This window comes from Bacillus sp. TH25 (assembly GCF_016650935.1).
Taxonomy (GTDB): Bacteria; Bacillota; Bacilli; order Bacillales; family Bacillaceae_G; genus Bacillus_A; species Bacillus_A mycoides.
Genome location: NZ_JAEKEU010000037.1, coordinates 607,100 through 627,096, shown reverse-complemented (window position 1 = coordinate 627,096; position 19,997 = coordinate 607,100). Strand labels below are relative to the sequence as shown.

Annotated in this window: 12 protein-coding genes and 1 pseudogene; 4 read left to right on the top strand and 9 right to left on the bottom strand. The window is 35.7% G+C overall.

Going from position 1 to position 19,997, the window contains the following annotated elements; all coding sequences use genetic code 11:
* Positions 1-155: 155 nt before the first annotated feature.
* Both csaB and JFT89_RS22205 read right to left on the bottom strand, forming a co-directional pair.
* Positions 156-1,256, bottom strand: a complete 1,101-nt coding sequence (gene csaB, locus JFT89_RS22210) for a polysaccharide pyruvyl transferase CsaB (protein ID WP_002134639.1) — start codon at positions 1,254-1,256, stop codon at positions 156-158.
* A 165-nt stretch (positions 1,257-1,421) separates the two neighbouring features.
* On the bottom strand, positions 1,422-2,942 hold the full coding sequence (locus JFT89_RS22205) for a putative polysaccharide biosynthesis protein (RefSeq protein WP_201040587.1): 1,521 nt from the start codon (positions 2,940-2,942) through the stop codon (positions 1,422-1,424).
* 269 nt (positions 2,943-3,211) lie between these two features.
* Between JFT89_RS22205 and secA2 the strand changes: the two genes are divergently transcribed.
* Both secA2 and JFT89_RS22195 read left to right on the top strand, forming a co-directional pair.
* Positions 3,212-5,581 (top strand): accessory Sec system translocase SecA2, encoded by a 2,370-nt coding sequence (secA2, locus tag JFT89_RS22200; RefSeq protein WP_016094691.1) that lies wholly within the window; start codon positions 3,212-3,214, stop codon positions 5,579-5,581.
* A gap of 11 nt (positions 5,582-5,592) precedes the next feature.
* Positions 5,593-6,474 (top strand): accessory Sec system S-layer assembly protein, encoded by an 882-nt coding sequence (locus JFT89_RS22195; RefSeq protein WP_002063995.1) that lies wholly within the window; start codon positions 5,593-5,595, stop codon positions 6,472-6,474.
* Between the two features lie 70 nt (positions 6,475-6,544).
* Here JFT89_RS22195 and JFT89_RS22190 read toward each other — a convergent pair whose 3' ends face one another.
* Both JFT89_RS22190 and JFT89_RS22185 read right to left on the bottom strand, forming a co-directional pair.
* Positions 6,545-6,916: a hypothetical protein gene (locus JFT89_RS22190; protein ID WP_002125538.1), complete on the bottom strand. Its 372-nt coding sequence runs from the start codon at positions 6,914-6,916 to the stop codon at positions 6,545-6,547.
* 234 nt (positions 6,917-7,150) lie between these two features.
* Positions 7,151-8,629 (bottom strand): SulP family inorganic anion transporter, encoded by a 1,479-nt coding sequence (locus JFT89_RS22185; RefSeq protein WP_201040586.1) that lies wholly within the window; start codon positions 8,627-8,629, stop codon positions 7,151-7,153.
* Between the two features lie 233 nt (positions 8,630-8,862).
* Between JFT89_RS22185 and JFT89_RS22180 the strand changes: the two genes are divergently transcribed.
* Complete coding sequence (locus tag JFT89_RS22180) at positions 8,863-9,333, top strand: hypothetical protein (protein ID WP_002010927.1); 471 nt, start codon at positions 8,863-8,865, stop codon at positions 9,331-9,333.
* Between the two features lie 38 nt (positions 9,334-9,371).
* On the opposite strand, the gene JFT89_RS22175 is transcribed toward JFT89_RS22180, so the two are convergent.
* The 4 genes and pseudogenes from JFT89_RS22175 to JFT89_RS22160 form a co-directional block, all read right to left on the bottom strand.
* The gene (locus JFT89_RS22175) at positions 9,372-10,928 is read right to left on the bottom strand and encodes a fatty acid--CoA ligase (RefSeq protein WP_016094693.1); all 1,557 of its coding nucleotides are present in this window, start codon (positions 10,926-10,928) and stop codon (positions 9,372-9,374) included.
* A 271-nt stretch (positions 10,929-11,199) separates the two neighbouring features.
* Positions 11,200-12,690: a coproporphyrinogen III oxidase gene (locus JFT89_RS22170; RefSeq protein WP_002010930.1), complete on the bottom strand. Its 1,491-nt coding sequence runs from the start codon at positions 12,688-12,690 to the stop codon at positions 11,200-11,202.
* 141 nt (positions 12,691-12,831) lie between these two features.
* Positions 12,832-16,649 (bottom strand): annotated as a pseudogene (locus JFT89_RS22165) (MSCRAMM family protein).
* 418 nt (positions 16,650-17,067) lie between these two features.
* Positions 17,068-17,940 (bottom strand): Cof-type HAD-IIB family hydrolase, encoded by an 873-nt coding sequence (locus JFT89_RS22160; RefSeq protein ID WP_201040585.1) that lies wholly within the window; start codon positions 17,938-17,940, stop codon positions 17,068-17,070.
* A 134-nt stretch (positions 17,941-18,074) separates the two neighbouring features.
* Between JFT89_RS22160 and JFT89_RS22155 the strand changes: the two genes are divergently transcribed.
* Positions 18,075-18,689 (top strand): DNA-3-methyladenine glycosylase, encoded by a 615-nt coding sequence (locus JFT89_RS22155; protein ID WP_201040584.1) that lies wholly within the window; start codon positions 18,075-18,077, stop codon positions 18,687-18,689.
* A 179-nt stretch (positions 18,690-18,868) separates the two neighbouring features.
* Here JFT89_RS22155 and JFT89_RS22150 read toward each other — a convergent pair whose 3' ends face one another.
* Positions 18,869-19,978, bottom strand: a complete 1,110-nt coding sequence (locus JFT89_RS22150; protein ID WP_016094697.1) for a glycosyltransferase — start codon at positions 19,976-19,978, stop codon at positions 18,869-18,871.
* Positions 19,979-19,997: the final 19 nt, after the last annotated feature.

Here is a 19,997-nt window from a genome sequence, read left to right as displayed (position 1 = left end):
TTTCGACATTATTCTACATTTTTTATATTTTTTGTCGACATTTTATTTTTTCTTCAATACGCTTCTCTTTCAAACTTTTACTTACATAGCAAAAAAGAACAGGTGATCCCTGTTCTTTTTTCTACTCAATTATTGAATAAAAAAAGGAATGGCCTCTATTCCATTCCTCTTTTTATAGACTCTTTTACATGTAAGTCATTAATAATATATTTGGACGCTATGGAAATTTGCTCTCGCAACTCCTCTACCCTTTGTCCTAACGTTTCCTGTACATATTCTGTCTGCTCTAATTGTTTAATCGCCATACTATGTAATGTTTCTGTCGTCCAGTCTCCATCCACATTCCCAATAATCGGCTGATTTACTTGTTGTAAAAACGAATCGATCTTTGGATCATATGAAATTCCAACCATAGGCGTGTTTGCAACTGCCGATAATATAAGAGCATGCAGTCTCATTCCTATTAAAAGAGAGCATTCTGATAAAATAGAGATTTTCTCATGAATATCCATTTTATAAGGGAGCATGTGCGCTTCTTCTCCCATCAAATTAATGATATCCCTTGATGCATTTTGATCAAATGGTCCATGCATCGGTACAAATAAAATATGGTATCCCTCTTGCTTAAGCTTTTTCAGCGTATCTGCTAACTTCTTCATATAATCTTCTTTTGCATCCCAGTACCTTACACTAACCGCAACGACCTTTCCTTGCAGTGCATGCTTTTGAAGCCAATCGGATTTCTTTTCTTCTGGCTGACAAGCTAATACTGGATCTGGAACAAGTTCGATGTCTTTCTTAATACCAATTTCTTTTAAGTACAAAAAAGAGTCTTCATCACGTACTGATATATATTCAGCCTTTGATACATGCCATTTCACTAATAAACGATTTTGCTTCTTCGTAATAGGTCCGATTCCTTGGGCGTAAATATAATACGGCTTTTTCAAAAAACGGGCAAGCCGCATAATACCCGTATAGTATAAAATACTCTTAATACTCGTCTTATCTTGTAAGAGACTTCCGCCTCCGCTAATTAAACCATTACTTCTCTTTATTTCTCGGTAAATCGCTCTTATATCCCAGCGATTTACTGCTTCTACACCGTACATTTTTCTTGTATAGTCGGGGTCATTTGAAAGTACAACAAGCTCAAGAGTAGGATCCTCTTCATGTAGCGCTTTAATAATTGATTGCAAAATTGCTTCGTCCCCAACATTATAAAAACCATAATATCCTGATAAAACTAACCGCACTCTTAATCTCCTCCAACATTTCGCAATCAACTCTTTTTGTAATTAAACAAATTGTTATCCATTCCTTGCCGAGAAAGGTTTGATAACTTCAAATTGATTTCTTTCACAAACATCTAACAAGTCATACCCATGTATAATATTGTTCATTTTCTATAATCAACGATTTTATTTACGTAAAAATGGAATTTGTTCTTTCGATATCCAGTTTAGTTTCAATGCACATATGCCATATAACACTGAAGCTATACTTAGCGCTACAGCACTATATATCATTGCTAAAATCCTGGAATCTGTCACATTGATTAATGTAGACCCAAAGTATAATGCTATACCTAAAATACTAGATACTCCAATCACAGCCAAAAATTTCCCTATAGCTATTGGATAGGAAAGATCTTTTCTAATATAAATATGATTTGCGATACAAATCATTATATAAATAATTAGAGTACTATACGCTGCTCCATTTATACCGAATTGGTTTACTAGCGCTATATTTAATACAATTTTTACAAAACTTACACCGATGACAATCCATGCTGCTTGCATCGAACGATTAATCCCTTGCAAGATTCCTATTGATAATACCATAAGTGATGTGAAATACGAGCTACCAATTAAAATAGCTAACATGCCACTTCCTTTTGTATCTGTAAATAACGCAACATTAAGCGGTACTGCAAGCGCCATAAGCCATATCGTTATCGGCATTGTTAAAACGTGTGCAAACTCATTTGTACGTTTTACTGTCAGTTTAGCTAAAGCTATATCTTTTTTTGTTAAAGCCGCTGTTAATAATGGAATTAATGGAAATACTATCGCACTTGCAAATACAACGATTAATTGCGTAAATGCAAAACCACGGCTATATATACCAAATTGTTCCTGAATCGTTGTAGAAGATTCATGTAATACATGTGGAATTGTTACAGAATCAACTAAATTTAAAACAGGCATCGATAACGCTCCGATTGCAATAGGAACTGAAACACGGAGTATACTTTTCGCATTTTTCTTAAAGTCTTGTAATGAATATGTTTCACTCTTATAGCGATACGTGCTTTTCACATATTTCATTCGCAAATATATGAGTGACGTAATAACACCAAAGCAAGAACCGATCATCGCTCCACCTGTTATGATATCACTACTTTTATTCCAATATACAAATATATAAGCAATTGTTAGCATAAAGAACACGCGAATCAACTGTTCAATTACTTGCGATACACCAGTAGGTATCATATCTCCAAACCCTTGGAAATATCCACGGTACACTGCCATATACGGTGCGATTAATAAAGCAAACGAAGTAACAATTAATGGTAGCCTCGTCTCTTGTCCACCAAGCATATTTGCAATGCTACTCGATCCAATGATAATAATTAAAAATCCGAGCACCCCAAATATAACACCGATAATAGATGCGGACGTAAACAATTTAGCTATTCCGTCACGATCATTCTTTTCATGAAGATCAGCTATTAACTGTGATATTGCTAGCGGGACTCCCGCTACTGATAAAGTTAAGGCTATCATATATACAGGAAAAACAAGGCGAAAAACCCCAAGTACTTCATCCCCTGCTATATTTTGCAATGGAATTTGAAAAAAACTCCCCACTACTTTCGATATAAACGTTGTAACGGTTAAAATCGCAGCGCCTTTTACAAACTTTTTATTCATCTTCTATCTCTTTTCTTTCAATATATAATCTACATAAAATATTAAATCAGTATTATTCATTCATCTTGAGAATCATCACTTTATCTCATTTAGTTATCATACCAAATTTCTTATATATTGAATACTCTCTTTCTTCTCATGCTTCAAATATAATATGTGCAAGATGCGCGTATTTTTATCCAGTATTTTCTTCAATTTACTACTTCTACTTGTTCAAGATAAACATGTGCTATAATGTAGCTATTGTCAGTAAGAGGAGTGTTTACAACATGCTGAATTCGGTAAAGAAATTGTTAGGAGATTCTCAAAAGAGAAAGCTAAAAAAATATGAACAACTCGTTCAAAATATTAATGATTTGGAAAAACAAATGTCTGATTTACCTGACGAAGAATTACGTCACAAAACTGTCACATTCAAAAGTATGCTTAAGGATGGTAAAACAGTTGATGACATAAAAGTAGAAGCATTCGCTGTTGTACGTGAAGCCGCAAAACGTGTGCTTGGATTACGCCATTACGATGTGCAGTTAATCGGAGGACTTGTATTACTAGAAGGTAATATTGCGGAGATGCCAACTGGTGAAGGAAAAACGTTAGTTTCCTCTCTCCCAACATATGTACGTGCCCTTGAAGGAAAAGGCGTTCATGTTATTACTGTAAACGATTACTTAGCGAAGCGTGATAAAGAGTTAATTGGCCAAGTCCATGAATTTCTAGGCTTACAAGTTGGATTAAATATTCCTCAAATCGATCCTTCTGAAAAGAAACTTGCGTACAAAGCTGATATTACATACGGTATTGGAACAGAGTTTGGCTTTGACTATCTTCGCGATAATATGGCTGCTTCACAAAATGATCAAGTTCAGCGCCCCTATCACTTTGCTATTATCGATGAGATTGATAGCGTTTTAATTGATGAGGCGAAAACGCCACTTATCATTGCTGGGAAGAAATCAGGTAGCTCTGATTTGCATTATTTATGTGCAAAAGTTATTAAATCGTTCCAAGATACCCTTCACTATACATACGATGCAGAATCGAAATCAGCTAGTTTTACAGAAGACGGTATTACAAAAATAGAAGATTTATTTGACATCGATAACTTATATGATTTAGAGCATCAAACTCTATACCATTATATGATTCAATCATTACGTGCCAATGTCGCTTTCCAGCTTGACGTTGACTATATTGTGCATGATGAAAAAATACTACTTGTAGATATTTTCACAGGACGTGTTATGGATGGTCGCTCTTTAAGTGACGGCTTACATCAAGCACTAGAAGCAAAAGAAGGTTTAGAAATTACAGAAGAAAACCAAACACAAGCTTCTATTACAATTCAAAACTTCTTCCGTATGTATCCGGCGTTATCAGGTATGACAGGTACAGCAAAAACGGAAGAAAAAGAATTCAACCGTGTATACAATATGGAAGTTATTCCAATTCCAACGAACCGTCCTATTCTTCGTGAAGATAAAAATGACGTAGTATATGTAACAGCTGATGATAAATATAAAGCTGTGCGTGAAGAAGTTCTAAAACAGCATAAGCAAGGACGCCCTATTTTAATTGGGACGATGTCAATCTTGCAATCTGAAACTGTTGCTCATTACTTAAATGAAGCAAACATCAAATATCAATTATTAAACGCTAAAAGTGCAGAGCAAGAAGCAGACTTGATCGCAACTGCTGGGCAAAAAGGTCAAATTACAATTGCTACAAATATGGCAGGCCGAGGTACTGATATTTTACTAGGTGAAGGTGTCCACGCCCTTGGTGGATTACATGTAATTGGAACAGAACGTCATGAATCTCGCCGCGTTGATAACCAGCTTAAAGGACGAGCTGGTCGCCAAGGAGATCCGGGAAGCTCTCAATTTTTCCTATCTTTAGAAGATGAGATGCTAAAACGTTTTGCTCATGAAGAAGTAGAAAAGCTAATAAAATCAATGAAACCTGACACAACGGGACTTATTAATACACCTAAAGTTCATGATTTCATCAACCGTACACAATTAACTTGTGAAGGTGGTCATTTCTCAATGCGTGAATATAATTTAAAATTAGATGACGTAATTAATGATCAACGTAATGTTATATACACACTACGTAACAACCTTCTAAAAGAAGAAACAAATATGATAGAACTTGTTATTCCAATGATTGAACACTCTGTGGATGCAATTGCTAAGCAGCACCTTCTTGAAGGAATGCTTCCTGAAGAATGGGATTTCACTAGTTTAACAGCATCTATTAAAGAAGTTTTAGCGGCGGAAACTTTGCCGCCATTATCTGCGAACGACGTACATTCACCTGAGGATTTACAAATCGTTTTAAAAGATACAATTTCTAGCTATATCGAACGTGTACAAGAATTAAATGACCATGCGGATTTACAACAATCACTGCGCTACGTTGGTTTACACTTCCTAGATCAAAACTGGGTAAATCACTTAGATGCAATGACTCACTTGAAAGAAGGTATTGGCTTAAGACAATACCAACAAGAAGATCCAACTCGCCTTTACCAAAAAGAAGGTTTGGATATTTTCTTATACACTTACGGTAATTTCGAAAAAGAAATGTGCCGATATATCGCGAGACATTTAGCAGTTCCAGAAAACGTACAATCATGAGGTGAAAATTTATGTTATCATTCCTGAAAAAGGCAAAGAAAAAAGGAAAAGATACTACTGTTTCTAGTAATCAATTATTTGGACAAGAAGAAACTACTTCTCAAAATAAAACGGTAAAGCCAGTTCTTTACTTCCATCCTAGCTGGGGTGACGTAGCACAAGAACAAAAATACATTTATCAATTCTTACATAAAGAATTACCACGTTTACAAGAATATCAAATTTCCTTATCAGGAATTGAAATTGAAAAACGTGATGGCGCATACGATGTAGCTGCTTTCATTCGCAGCAGTGTCCCAAAACCAATTTCTTTCGAAGAAGTTACATTACTTCTATTAAACAAAGATAAAAAGCTGTGCGCACGTAAAACATTTAACCTATCTGCACTTGGCGATATTCCTGAAAACGTGAATATGCCTTTCGTATTTACATTTGAGCAAGAAACAATAACGGAAGCTGAACTATCTCAATCAGATTGGGAATTAGCTTTCGAACTTGAAAGTAAGCATCAACTAGATTTAGATCCATCTTGGGAATCTCAGTTACCTGAAGCAAGCAAAGATGCTTTACGTAATTTTGTAGACAATTTAACACCTCCAAATGAAGGTGAAATTAACTTCCTAGGTTTACAAGCCGCACTGAAAGAGAACGGTGATTTACATACAACACTTCTAATTCGTAACGGCTGTAAAGATAACATTCAATTAGAACAACTTCCTCTTCATATTGAAGATACTTCTGGAGAAGTCGTTGTTAAAGGTGCTTTCACGTTACCTAATCTTGAAATTAAAGCGAATACTACAAAACCGTGGTCATTTGTTTTCCCTGCTTCATCCATCTTGAAACAAAATATGGATTTATCTAGCTGGAAAGCATTTGTACCACAAGACTAATATACAAAAAAGCCTATCCTAAAAGATGGTCATCACACCTTTAGGATAGGCTCTATTTTTTATGTAAAATCTACTTCGTTACTAATAAACGTTCAATATGATACTCAGCTTCTAGTTTACACATTTCATCTACATGCTTTACTTCGCTCTTGTTTAACAGCTCTAATTGTTCTTCGCTCGGCTGCTCACTAATAAGCTCATTAATTTTTTCATTTACTTTCATCGCTAATGCTTGATGGAAATCTGGATGTCCTTTCAACTCGTCATCTACTTTATTAATCCAAGTTGATTTTGTGTATAAATATTGTTTCCACTGTTCAACAAATTGCTGCATATCAAATTTTTCTTCATTCCATTCAATTTCTTTCATATATCTCTCAAAAGAAACAACAATTGATCGTGTAATCCCGATCTTCACTCCATGTGGTAACTGTTTGTACATCAAATATTCCCTCCAGCTTAAAGCTCTTCCTTCTGAATATAAAGGAATCTCAAAATTCATATACCTTCTTATAATAGCACATTGCTAATCTAAGATGTTACTATACTGTGTAGAAAATCAATTGTCAACAGACGTATAACATTTAGATATAATGATTTTATACATAGTAAGCACATATACAAATAATAAGAACTTTCACACTCTATAACGCAATTCATGTGAAGGTTCTTATTGTTATATTGCCTTAACTTTTAAAAACTGCAGTTTCTCTTTTTGCTCATCATTCGCCATCATTACTATCGTCTTTTCAACATGCGGATGTACATGTTCAAGTGTCACACGTACTCCTGCTTTATCCGATTGCTCAACAAAGTTTAATAACGCCATAGCTCCTGATACATCCATATAACGTACATCTTTCATACGCAAACTAACTGGTGACTTCACATCTTGTAAAGAAGCAAAAATACGATCTACTGATAGAAATGAAAGTGGTCCCTGAATCGTATACGTCGCTTCTTTTTCTTTTATAATAGAAGCTTTACGTTCTTTACACTTCACCATGTATATAATGAAGGAAAGAATAATGCCAAACGCAACAGCAACCATTAAATCGAATTTCACTGTCACAACCATCGTCACGAACATAACAATCACATCACCTCTTGGTGCTACATGCGCTTTCCTCATGCTTTCCCAATCAAACATCCCGATACCAGTTAAAATTAAAATACCTGATAATACAGCAAGCGGAATATATTGTACGACTGAACCGAGTCCCATAATGAAAATAAATAATATGACACTATGCATACAAGCTGAAAGTGCCGTCTTTCCCCCGCTTCTTATATTGACGATAGATCTAACAGTTGCACCTGCTCCTGCTAATCCGCCGAACAAACCGCTCGCAATATTACCAATACCTTGTCCGATTAACTCTTTATTACTTTTATGACGTGTCCCCGTCACATTATCCATTACGACAGACGTTAATAATGAGTCAATTGATCCTAGTAAAGCAATACTAAGTGCTGGTAATACAAGTGCTAACATGCCATTTGCGTCTAAAGCCGGTACGTGAAGAGATGGCATCGCCTCTGGAATTGCACCAATCTTTTCAATCATCTTATTTAAAGAAAGAGTTCCTACAACTGGTAAGTTTACTGTAATTCCTTGTAGCATAGAAGAAAATAACGGCAACGTTACTGTAACACCTACTAATGCTACTAAACTTGATGGAATGGCCTTAATCCATTTTCCAGAAACAATCATTACAATGATCGTTAATAACACAAGCAGAAAGCTATTTTGTACGTGCTTCATTTCACCTAAAATAATAATCAGTGCAATCCCATTCATAAACCCTGAAACAACAGGATACGGAATGTAACGAACGTAAGAGCCGAGCTTACATACACCAAATAAAATTTGAAATAACCCTGCCATCATAAATGCAATAAAGCTTGCTTCTAATCCGTGAGTTGCAATAACACCTGTTGCAATAACTGTAATCGGCCCAGTAGGACCCGTTACTTGCCCCGGTGTACCACCAAATAACGCCGCAAACAAACCTGCAAAAATCGCACCATACAATCCGACTAGCGCTCCCTCAGACGTTCCCGTTGCGGCAATACCAAATGCAATCGCTAGCGGCAAAGCAACAATCGCAACAGTAAACCCTGCTAAACATTCCTTTGCTATTTTTTGAAACATATAAATAACCACCTTCTTATAAAGTCCATGTTCCATTGTACATCTAAAACAAATCATTCGTTAGCGTATTTATAAAAAACTCTTTACAGTCTCGTGAAGTAAACGTCTACATTGATAAATAGCCTTCCCAAATCAAACTAAAAAACAGCAATATGACGAATCTACCTTTGGAAACAAACTTGACTATGCTATAATGAACAAATTAAATCTTTTACTATATACTTGGAGGCACTATGCTAACTTTTGAAGAAAAATTATCAATTATTGAATCTTTCCCGGAATTAGAAAGAAAGAACGTATCATTAAAACGCGTAAACTTTCACTTTGAAGAAAGTCGTTTAGATAAAAAGAACGTTGTATATCATTTACACCCAAATGGAAACGGATTTGTATATGCAAACTTCATTAAAGGTTATAGAACAGATGATAAAGGTATGATTAACATCCGTGAGTTTTCAGAAGAAGAACTGCGTTCATTAATTGAAAAAGTAATTGAACGTCTATCACAGGAGCAAGAGGAAATTGTAGCACCAATGGAACCTGCTGCGGAAGAAGAATGGCGTAACGAAGACGGACATATCCTAACTCTTATTCAAGAGGATGACATGTGGAACGTTTACGCTGGCGTAAACTTAGACGGTACATTCAACTCTTATCCAGAAGCTGCGGAATACCTTGATGAAGAAGGTTTCTCACGAAAGTAATAAAAATGCCTTTCCGAATTTGGAAAGGCATTTTTTCATTATTTTTTCATACCTTTTAACGACTCTCTCAGCACAAATTTTTGCAACTTCCCGCTCGCATTACGAGGAAGTTCATCTACAAATAAGTAATGACGCGGACGTTTATAGTCGGCTAATTCATCACTTTCTTTACAATACATTTCTAAATCAGCTTCTGAAATATTTTTATCTTTCTTTACAACGACCGCAACGACACGCTCTCCCCATAGTTCGTCTGGCTCACCAAGTACTGCAACATCTAATACACCAGGGTGACTATGAAGAAAATCTTCAATTTCGCGAGGATAAATATTTACGCCACCGCTAATTACCATATCATCAACGCGGTCTGCAACGAATAAATAGCCGTCTTTATCGAAGTATCCTAAATCACCAGAATGATACCAGCCTTTATACATCGATTTTGCATTTGCTTCTTCTCGGTTATGATAACCAGCCATCATAGTTGGACCGCGCAAAATAATTTCCCCTACTTCATAAGGAGGCAACGTATCATCTGGCTCTGCTGGTCCATCTTCGTTCGGTTTCACAATTCGAATTTCATGGCTAAAGCACGGTGTTCCTGCTGAACCAGCTTTCGTAATTTGATCCTCTTCTACGAGAAACGCAACAACTGGTCCCATTTCTGTCATTCCGTAAATTTGAACAAGATCAATATAAAGGCGCTCTTTACATTCCTTCACTAGCGCCGGTGCCATTGCAGCTCCGCCGTATACACCGATTTTCATTGAAGTTAAATCATACTTAGTTAGATCTTTTTGCAGTAACATATTCCACATCGTCGGTGCAGCAAAAAACGTTGTGATCTTCTCTTCTTGAATGGTATGTAATACTCTATCCGTATCAAAATGATGTAAAATAACATTCTTTCCGCCAACTTGAATGCGCGGTATGATTCCAGCATTTAACTCGCCGCAATGATATAAAGGTGCTACCACAAGCCCGGCGCTATCCCTGTTATATTTTATGAAATACGTACAAATCATACTATGCTCAGCCATATCACGATGGCGATGTAGTACGCCTTTCGGATGACCAGTCGTTCCGCTCGTATAAAGCATAGAACAAAAATCCATTTCATCGACTACAATATCTACTTTCTCAGCTGATGCTTCATTTACTTTTTCATGGTAAGAACTAGCATAGGAAGGTGCATCGTCTTCCACGTACCAAAAAGACGAATTTGGAAAATCTCGTTCAATCATAGCAACTGTTGATTCGACTGCTTTTTCAAAGACAACTACTTTCGAGGCTGCATCTTGGAGGATATACGATAATTCTTTTGCTTTTAAGCGGAAATTAATTGGATTGAAGATCGCGCCAATTTTCGCACAGGCTAAGTAAACGTTTACAAATTCACGACAGTTATATAGGTAAACAGATACACAATCTCCCTTTCTTACTCCTTCTTTCAATAGAGCTTGCGCCGTTTTATTTATTTGCTCATCCCACTGTTTATATGTCCAACGAATATTTTTTTCTGGTTCTACTAACGCCTCTTTATTCGGATACTTGCCAACTGTCAAATCAAAAATTCTCCCTATCGTCATGTACATGCCAACAATTTCCCCCTTTTCTCTTTCATAAATCTATCATTTCGTCTATAAGTAGACATTGTCCTCTAATAATCTGACTAATTTTTCTGATTATTATCGACATAGTTTTACATATGGACCGTTTGATGGTAAATGAAATTATATCGGCGATTTTTTGAATATATCGAACGCAACTCAATTTATATCAGCTATTTTTCGAATATATCGACTTACCGACAAAAACTGACAATATAAAAAGAGGCTGTTCCAAATCGGAACAACCCCCTTCTTCTTACACGAATAGCTCTTCTAAAATTTTCAGTTTATCTTCTGTATATTTCACGAAGCCATCGTTATATGATTTTGGATCTTTCGGATTCGCAAAGTGTGTAATTGCTCCTGTTTGTGGGTGAACAAATTTACTTGATGCCCCGCAACCAAGTCCGATAATCGATTGTACTTCTTCCATAATAACAATATTGTAGATACTTTCTTGCGTCGGTATTGCATACCCAACGTTTTCTAAGTTACCTAAAATATTCTTTTGACGATATAAATAGTATGGTACGTAATTATGGTTCTTCGTCCACTCTTCCGCCTCATGCATCATCGCAGTAATTTCTTCGCGACCTGCTACTTTATATTTACGTTTGTTTTGCGTCATTTCAGAAGCACGTTTAAATGATAACGTATGAACTGTTAACGATTCTGGCATTAACTTTTCTGTTTCATCTAACGTATGCTTAAAGATGTCTAATCCTTCACCAGGAAGACCAATAATTAAATCCATATTAATATTGTTCATTCCCATTTCACGTGCTAAATGATACTTCTCAATCGTTTCTTCTACAGTGTGATGACGTCCAATTGCTTTTAGTGTTTCTTGGTGGTATGACTGCGGATTAATACTAATACGGTCAATATTCCATTTATTTAACACTTCTAGCTTTGCTGGTGTGATCGTATCTGGGCGACCTGCCTCAACTGTTACTTCACGTACATCTTTCACATCAGGGAAAGCTTGGTACATTTCTTCATACAACATATCCATCTCTTCTGCTGTAATACTCGTCGGTGTACCGCCGCCGTAATAAATCGTCGTAACTGTAACACCTTTTTCTTTTAAAAACTTACCAATTTCACGAACTTCATAATGTAACCCGCCTAAGAACGAATCAACTGATCCTTGGCGTCCATTAATTGCATAAGCCGGGAACGTACAGTACGCACATTTTGTAGGACAAAACGGAATACCGATGTAAATACTTACTTCTTCTTTCAAACGGTATAAATCCGGAACAACCGCTAATTGGCAATCAACAATACGCTGAAGAAGTTCAATTTTCTCTTCATGAATTAAATAACTTTCACGAAGTTCTTTATGCGCTTCTTCTTTTGACATACCATTTTGAAGCAGTTTGTGAAGAAGTTTCGTTGGGCGTACCCCAGTTAATATTCCCCAGCTCTGTTCAAGTCCAGTTAGCTGTTGAAGTACAGAAAGATATACGTAAGAAACAACATGTTTCACTTGCTTCATACGTTCTTTTTCTTCTGTGAAAGCAGATAAATCTTTTGCGAATGTTTCTTCATATACATTTCCGGTTGCAACATCTGTTAAACGAGCCGATGCTGTCACATTACCTTCTATCTGTATATCAACGATAAGATTTGCTTCTTCTTTCTCAAACCCTATCGTGCTCTCTTCAAAAAATAAACCGCCAATATTTTGTAGCGGACGTAAAAAACGATCATCTTGTAACGTTTTAATTGAAATTAACAACATTATCACCTTTTCATTTGCAAACTCTCTTTAGTTTACTTGAAGGGCGTTTGAAGGTCAATACAGAAGGTTTTACCTTATTTCTTCTATTAAAAACTTAAAGGCATAAGAGATAACATTTCTCTTATGCCTTTTATAAACCTATTAGCTATTTTTAATCATAAATCTTAAACGTATTCCTAATAACACCAGAATTACACCTATAAATGGAAGGTAATCCGTATTATGCCCTGTAGCTGGAAGTTTTTGATTATTAGAACCGCCTTGTTCTTTTTCTGGTAAGTTAGGCTTTTCTACTTCTTCGCCTGGGCTTTCTGTTCCTTCACCTGGTGTTCCTGTTCCCCCACCTGGTGTTTCTGTTCCTTCACCTGGCTTTTCTATTCCTTCACCTGGCTTTTCTGTCTCTCCACCTGGTGTTTCTGTCTCTCCACCTGGTTTCTCTGGACCTTTTCCTGTTTCTTTTTCATTGGTAATTTGAAGCTTTATAACTTCTACTTTCTCATTAGAAATCGTAAATTCAATTCCCTTATCAGATAAATTATATCCTTCTGGAGCCTGGACTTCTTTTAAAACGTAATCTCCTGGTTCCAGTTTCTTCGAAGTTGCTTTACCATTTTTATCTGATGTTAATGTGTCTATTTTCATTCCGTCTTTCAGAATTTCAAACACTGCACCTTCTAATTTTTTATCTGTATCATTAGCATCTATCTTTGTAATTTCTACTTGACCTGTGATTTTTTCTTTCACTTTTTCATTCAATACTTCTTGTTTTGCTACTTCATTTGCTACAACATTTACTTTTACTGTAACTTCTACCGCTTTGTAGCCTTCTGGCGCTTTCGTTTCTTCTAACGTATACTTACCTGGCACTAAGTTTTCGAATGTCACAACACCATCTTTATTCGTTGTTTTCGCTGCTCCAACTACTTGACCAGTTTCGTTTTTCAGTCTGAATTCTGCGCCTTCTAGAACTTTTCCACTCTCTGCATCCTTTTTGATTACTTGTAAGCTTCCTAGTTCTTTCGCATTTCCTACTTGTACTTGTACTACTTTGTTTGCTTCCACAACGACTTCAATTTCTTCTTTTAGTAATTTATATCCTTTTGGTGCTTTCGTTTCTTTTAACGTGTATTTTCCTGGTTCTAATTTTCCAGAGATGACTTTACCTGTTTTATCTGTTTGTAACATCTCTACTTTCTTACCATCTTTATACACTTCAAATTCTGCGTCTGATAAAAGCTTCGTTTTATCGTTTGCATCTACTTTTACGATTTCAAATTGACCAAGGCTCTTACTATTCGTTACTTTTACATCAACAACTTTTTCACCGTCGACTGTTACATGAATTACTTGTTTTGTTAACTCATAACCTTCTGGTGCTTTTGTTTCTTCTAACGTATACTCACCCGGTACTAGTCCTTCTACTTTAACCGTTCCAGACTTATCTGTTGTAATTTTTTCTTTTACAACATTTCCTTTAGCATCTTTCAATGTAAATACTGCGCCTGCTAAACGTTCCGCTTGATCTTTATCATCTGTTTTAATAATTTGTAGAGAGCCCAAGAGTTTTTCATTTTCTGCCTCTACTTTTACTACTTCTTTCTCATTTTGAATTGTTACTTTCCATTCTTTATTTGAAATCTTGTAACCTTCTGGTGCTTTCGTTTCTTTCACTGTGTATTCACCTAATGGTAATTTCGGTGACATCGCTTTTCCACTCTCATCAGTTTTCAACTCTGCTACCTTTTTACCATCTTTATACACAGTAAATTCTGCATCTGATAATAGCTTCGTTTTATCATTCGCATCTACTTTTACGATTTCAAATTGACCCAGAACTTTTTCGTTCATTACTTCCTGTTTTACTACTTCATTTGCTACAACATTTACTTCCACTTTTAATTCTACCGCTTTGTAGCCTTCCGGCGCTTTCGTTTCTTCTAACGTGTACTTTCCTGGCACTAAGTTTTCGAATGTCACAACACCATCTTTATTCGTTGTTTTCGCTCCTCCAACTACTTGACCAGTTTCGTTTTTCAGTCTGAATTCCGCGCCTTCTAGAACTTTTCCACTCTCTGCATCCTTTTTGATTACTTGTAAACTTCCTAGTTCTTTCGCATTTTCTACTTGTACTTGTACTACTTTGTTTGCTTCCACAACGACTTCAATTTCTTCTTTTAACAACTTATATCCTTGTGGTGCTTTCGTTTCTTTTAATGTGTATTTTCCTGGTTCTAATTTCTTAGAGATTATTTTACCTGTTTTATCTGTTCGTAATGTATCTATTTTTTTACCATCTTTATACACTTCAAACTCTGCGTCCGATAATAGCTTCGTTTTATCATTCGCATCTACTTTTACGATTTCAAATTGACCTGTTACTTTTTCAACGATCTTTTTATTCAACACATCTACAGTAACTACTTTATTAGCCTCTACATCAACACGAACTGAGCTAGATGATAGTTCATAACCTTTTGGTGCTTCAACTTCTTTTAATGTATATGTTCCAACTGGAAGTTGTTTTGATAAAGCTGCACCTTTACCATCTGTAATAATTGTTTCAACAACATTTCCATCTTTATCTATAACATCAAATTTTGCACCTGGTAGAAGTTGACCAGATTTACTATCTTTTTTCAATAATTTAAATTGGCCATTCTCTACTTTTTTCGTATTCTTCATAACAATTTCAATTACGTTTGTACTATCAATTGTTACTTTTACTGGTGTATCAACTTTTATATATCCTTCTGGTGCACTTATTTCTTTTACAAAATAGTCACCAAGTGGTAAATCCTTGATTTCAGCAATACCCTTTTCATTCGTTGTAACAGTAGCCACAACATTATTATCTTTGTCTATAACATCAAATTTTGCATCTTTTAAAACAATCTTTTCATCATTTGCATCAACTTTTTTAATTTGTAAGTTTCCTTTTTCAACTACTGGCTTATTCCACTTTGGCCAATTAAATTTAAAGTTATGAACCTCAAATCCATCTCTTTGGTGTAATCCCCCAACATAGGCTTGTCCGTTAATAGAACCACCTTTTGTCTCTACAACAGCATTAGGCGCAAACACACTACCTACTACACCATAACCTTTAGTTGTTATCTTTGTAGCATTAGGGAACACCCAAATGACTTTATTAGCTAACTCAGTAAAAGCTGAATTAGGGTCATATGCTTGAGATGTATTAATTAAGTCTGTTGCCATCCCAGTATTTCTCGTATCGTACAAAATTGCACCGCTACCAAAATTCACTTCTTCTGCGTCTGAATAAATAACAATAAAGTCTTTGTTATTTACATTCGGAAGATAAACATCTCTTACATCAAATATTTTCTTTCCTGTTAAGCCTGAAGAAACGTAAATATTAGGGTTGTTTACATCTTCACCGATTCCAAAGCTCATATTAAGTTTTGGCTTATCAGTTTGCAATTGACCCGCATCCCCAATTACACCATCAACGTCTTTTCTAAATTCTTTAAATTTAGCATCAATCTCTGCTTGCTCTTTATAAGAGATACGGTCATAAGATGATTTCATTGCACCCTCTGGGTCGCCATCTTTTGTCATCGCCACTGTTCCATCTTGGATGATTACTTGTCCTGCTCCCGCTTTCGTAAATTGACCACCTAGTAATAATGATGGATATCCTTCATCTTTCCATGTTGCTCCAGCTAAGTTGTTTGCTCCAGTTGCAGCCGCTAGGACTGTATAACTTGATGCGTTCATATTTTTTTGAACAGCCATCGCACCCTCAATATCCGCACTCGTTGCACTATGATCTCCAAAAATGATGGCGTTGTAATAAGATACATCACCTAAACCTTTTAATTCTGTTGTAGCTGCCTCTGCTTTAAATGGTAAATGGATTAAAAAATTCATACATATTAGTAATACAACTATAAAACTACTACTTATTTTTTTACTTTTTGATTAAATGATTTCCTCAAGAAATTCATTCCCCCTTTTAAACTTCCTAAACCCACAAAAGAAGTACATTTCATATGTACCAAGTCTTACTCACATTAATTTAAAATAATCCATTTAAATAAAACAAAGAAACTCTACAACTAATTAATAAAATTACTACAATTCATTTTTGAGATAATACGTGAACTAAACTATCACGCGGAAATGTTTTTACGTACGGGAGCTCAATAAAATTAATCTGAAGAATATTTCATGTGGTGTAACTATTTCGGCAACATCATCCACTCTACAACAGTTTCCTAGAGTATTCAAGTGAATTGTATAGATTCCAGACACAATTTATCCCCTGAAAAGCTTTCATTTCCTATTGGAATATTGATTTAAACTTTTCAAATAAAGTCGACAAAAAAACGTAGCCAAAATGCTACGTTTCTTTTTTCATCGTTTCGGTGTATGTTTATGATTCTTTAAAAAAGGAAGCGGGAATTGCTTACGAAAATGCTCTTTAATCATATACTCTACGCCGTTCTCAGTATTAGAACGTGTAATCCAGTCTGCGGCTTGCTTTAATTCTACAGGGGCGTTCCCCATCGCTACCCCGAGCCCAACATTTTCAATTACCTCTAAGTCTTCTACGCTATCTCCAATCGCAACCATTTCACTAAGGTTAATATTTAAATGCTCCCCAAGTAATTGTAAACCACGTAGTTTTGATACATTTTGAGGGAGAATTTCTATATGTCTTTCATCACACTCGACGTACTCTACATCTTGAAATGCCTTTCTTAACGTATTCATCCCTCTTTCTTTTTCACCTTTCGTACGGAAAACAATATCAATTTTTGGTGCAGCTACTGGATGATCACGCAGTGCATCCCCTAGCGAATCTACAAATTGAACCGGATAAAATAATGGATCTGCGCTTGATAATACAGTACGCGCAATTAAGTTTGGTGTATTTCTCTCACGATTCCCAATTGAATATCGTTCATGCGAAATGCGAACATTACAATCAAAATGCTCTAACACTTGCACAATATTAAAGGTTTTCTCTTCAGATAATCTCCTTTGAGCGAACGGCTTATCTAACGATGCTGAAACGAAAGCACCGCCATGCGTAACTAATATAGAATCTAATTTTAACGCCTTCGCTATTTTATGAGCAGATTGAAAATTACGATTCGTAAACAATGTAACGTATACATCTTTTCTTTTCACAAAGTCAATTGTCTCCCGTAACCCTTTTGCGATTTTTCCGTTGTTGTATAGTAGTGTCCCATCTATATTAAGAGCTAGTAAGCGATAAATCATGTCGCACTCCCCCTCTTCGCTGTTGTACTCTATCCATAATTTATGAAATAAATGTAGTAAATAGAACGAGTTAGAATTACTACTGGAAATTTGGTTTACTATATACATATACAACCAGCAAAGGAGATAGTACAATGCAGGCACCACCTTCTTTTTATGAAGGCGATACGTTAGAAGTCGCAAAGAAGTTACTCGGACATAAACTTGTTCATATTGTAGACGGCATAAAGCGGAGCGGAATTATTGTAGAAGTAGAAGCATACAAAGGTCCAGATGATAAGGCCGCTCATAGTTACGGCGGAAGAAGAACGGATCGAACAGAAGTAATGTTCGGCGCACCAGGACATGCTTACGTATATTTAATTTACGGCATGTATCATTGCTTTAACGTAATTACAGCACCAATCGGCACCCCGCAAGGAGTTCTCATACGTGCTCTTGAACCTGTAGATGGAATCGAAAACATGAAACTAGCGCGCTACAACAAAACCGACATTACGAAAGCTCAGTATAAAAACTTAACAAATGGCCCCGGAAAACTATGCCGAGCACTCGGAATCACTTTAGAAGAGCGCGGGGTATCATTACAAAATGATACGTTACATATTGAATTAGTTCCGGAAGAAGAACATTTATTATCCACATATAACATAATAGCTGGCCCTCGTATTAATATTGATTACGCAGAAGAAGCCATTCACTACCCATGGCGGTTTTATTATGAAAAGCATCCGTTTGTTTCAAAATAAAGAAGCTATCCTATAAGTTGGTTTCACTGACTTATAGGATAGCTCTTTTTTCGTAATTCATCACACGTCGAAAAGCCGAAATCCGGGATTGGATTTCGGTTTTGTTTCTATAAAAGAAACCGTTGTTCCTAAAGCATTGCAAAATACAGCTCATCTCCAAAGAAAAAATCTTAAAAGCATTATTTTTTTAATGCATAATAATTATCTAAATTGAATTTCGACATAATAAAAGTTCCTGTTGGTGTTAAAAGTTGTGACATAGATTGTATGACATACGGTAATTGAGCTGGCTCAATGGGATGTGATAGTAGGATGTACTGGAATTTTTCATCTGTAAATACCTCATGTAACTTGTCATACTCAGCAGAAGTTGTAGGAGCTACCCTATTTGCAAGAGCTGCTGCTTTTTCATTAATTTCTGCTCCAAATATGGAAACTGCCGGATAACGCCTTTTCATTTCTAATAAAGTTGCACCACACCCAGCTCCTATATGAAGAATATTCACTTGATCAGGCGCAAATCGATCTACAATTGCTAATAAATCATAATGAATGTATAAACTTTCACCATAAAATCCCCATTTTTCATACAATTTTATATTATTTGCATGTAAAACTACAGAAAATTTCATACTATCTTCTTTCCATGAGACACTTCCGTAGTGATGAATAAATGTATCTTTACATAAATACAGTTTATATCCTTTTTCAAACATTCTTAGTGACAAATCATCATCTTCATAATTCCCCGGTGTAAATCGTTCATCTAATAATCCAACTTCATCTAACACTGATTTTTTTATAAGCATACAGAATCCGATTAATTTCATACGTTCTTCCCATTTATTTTTATCACTTTGATTATATAAAGTTGCAAACTTCTGCATTCCTTCAATATCTTTATAAAAGGTTGGTATAGCAGTATAGTAAGCTGCATTATTAGTTATGGGCCCTACCGCTCCAGTATCCTTACTTTCATATAAACACCGAATTAAGTTGCTTAGCCAATTTTCAGTTACGACCACATCATTATTTAATAATAGAATATTATCACCTTTTGCCTCTTTAATCCCCTGATTGCATCCCTTTGGAAAACCCATATTCTCCGCATTTTCCACTAGCATAATATCCGATTGTTTTTGTAACCATTCTACAGTACCATCTGTTGACGCGTTGTCCACAACTATTAACTCATACTCTTGTTCCACTGTATAAGTTCTAATACTTTGGATGCATTCTTTTGTATATTGTAATTGATTATGAGTCAATATAATTATACTTGTGAGCATGAATCAAACTCCTCTCAGC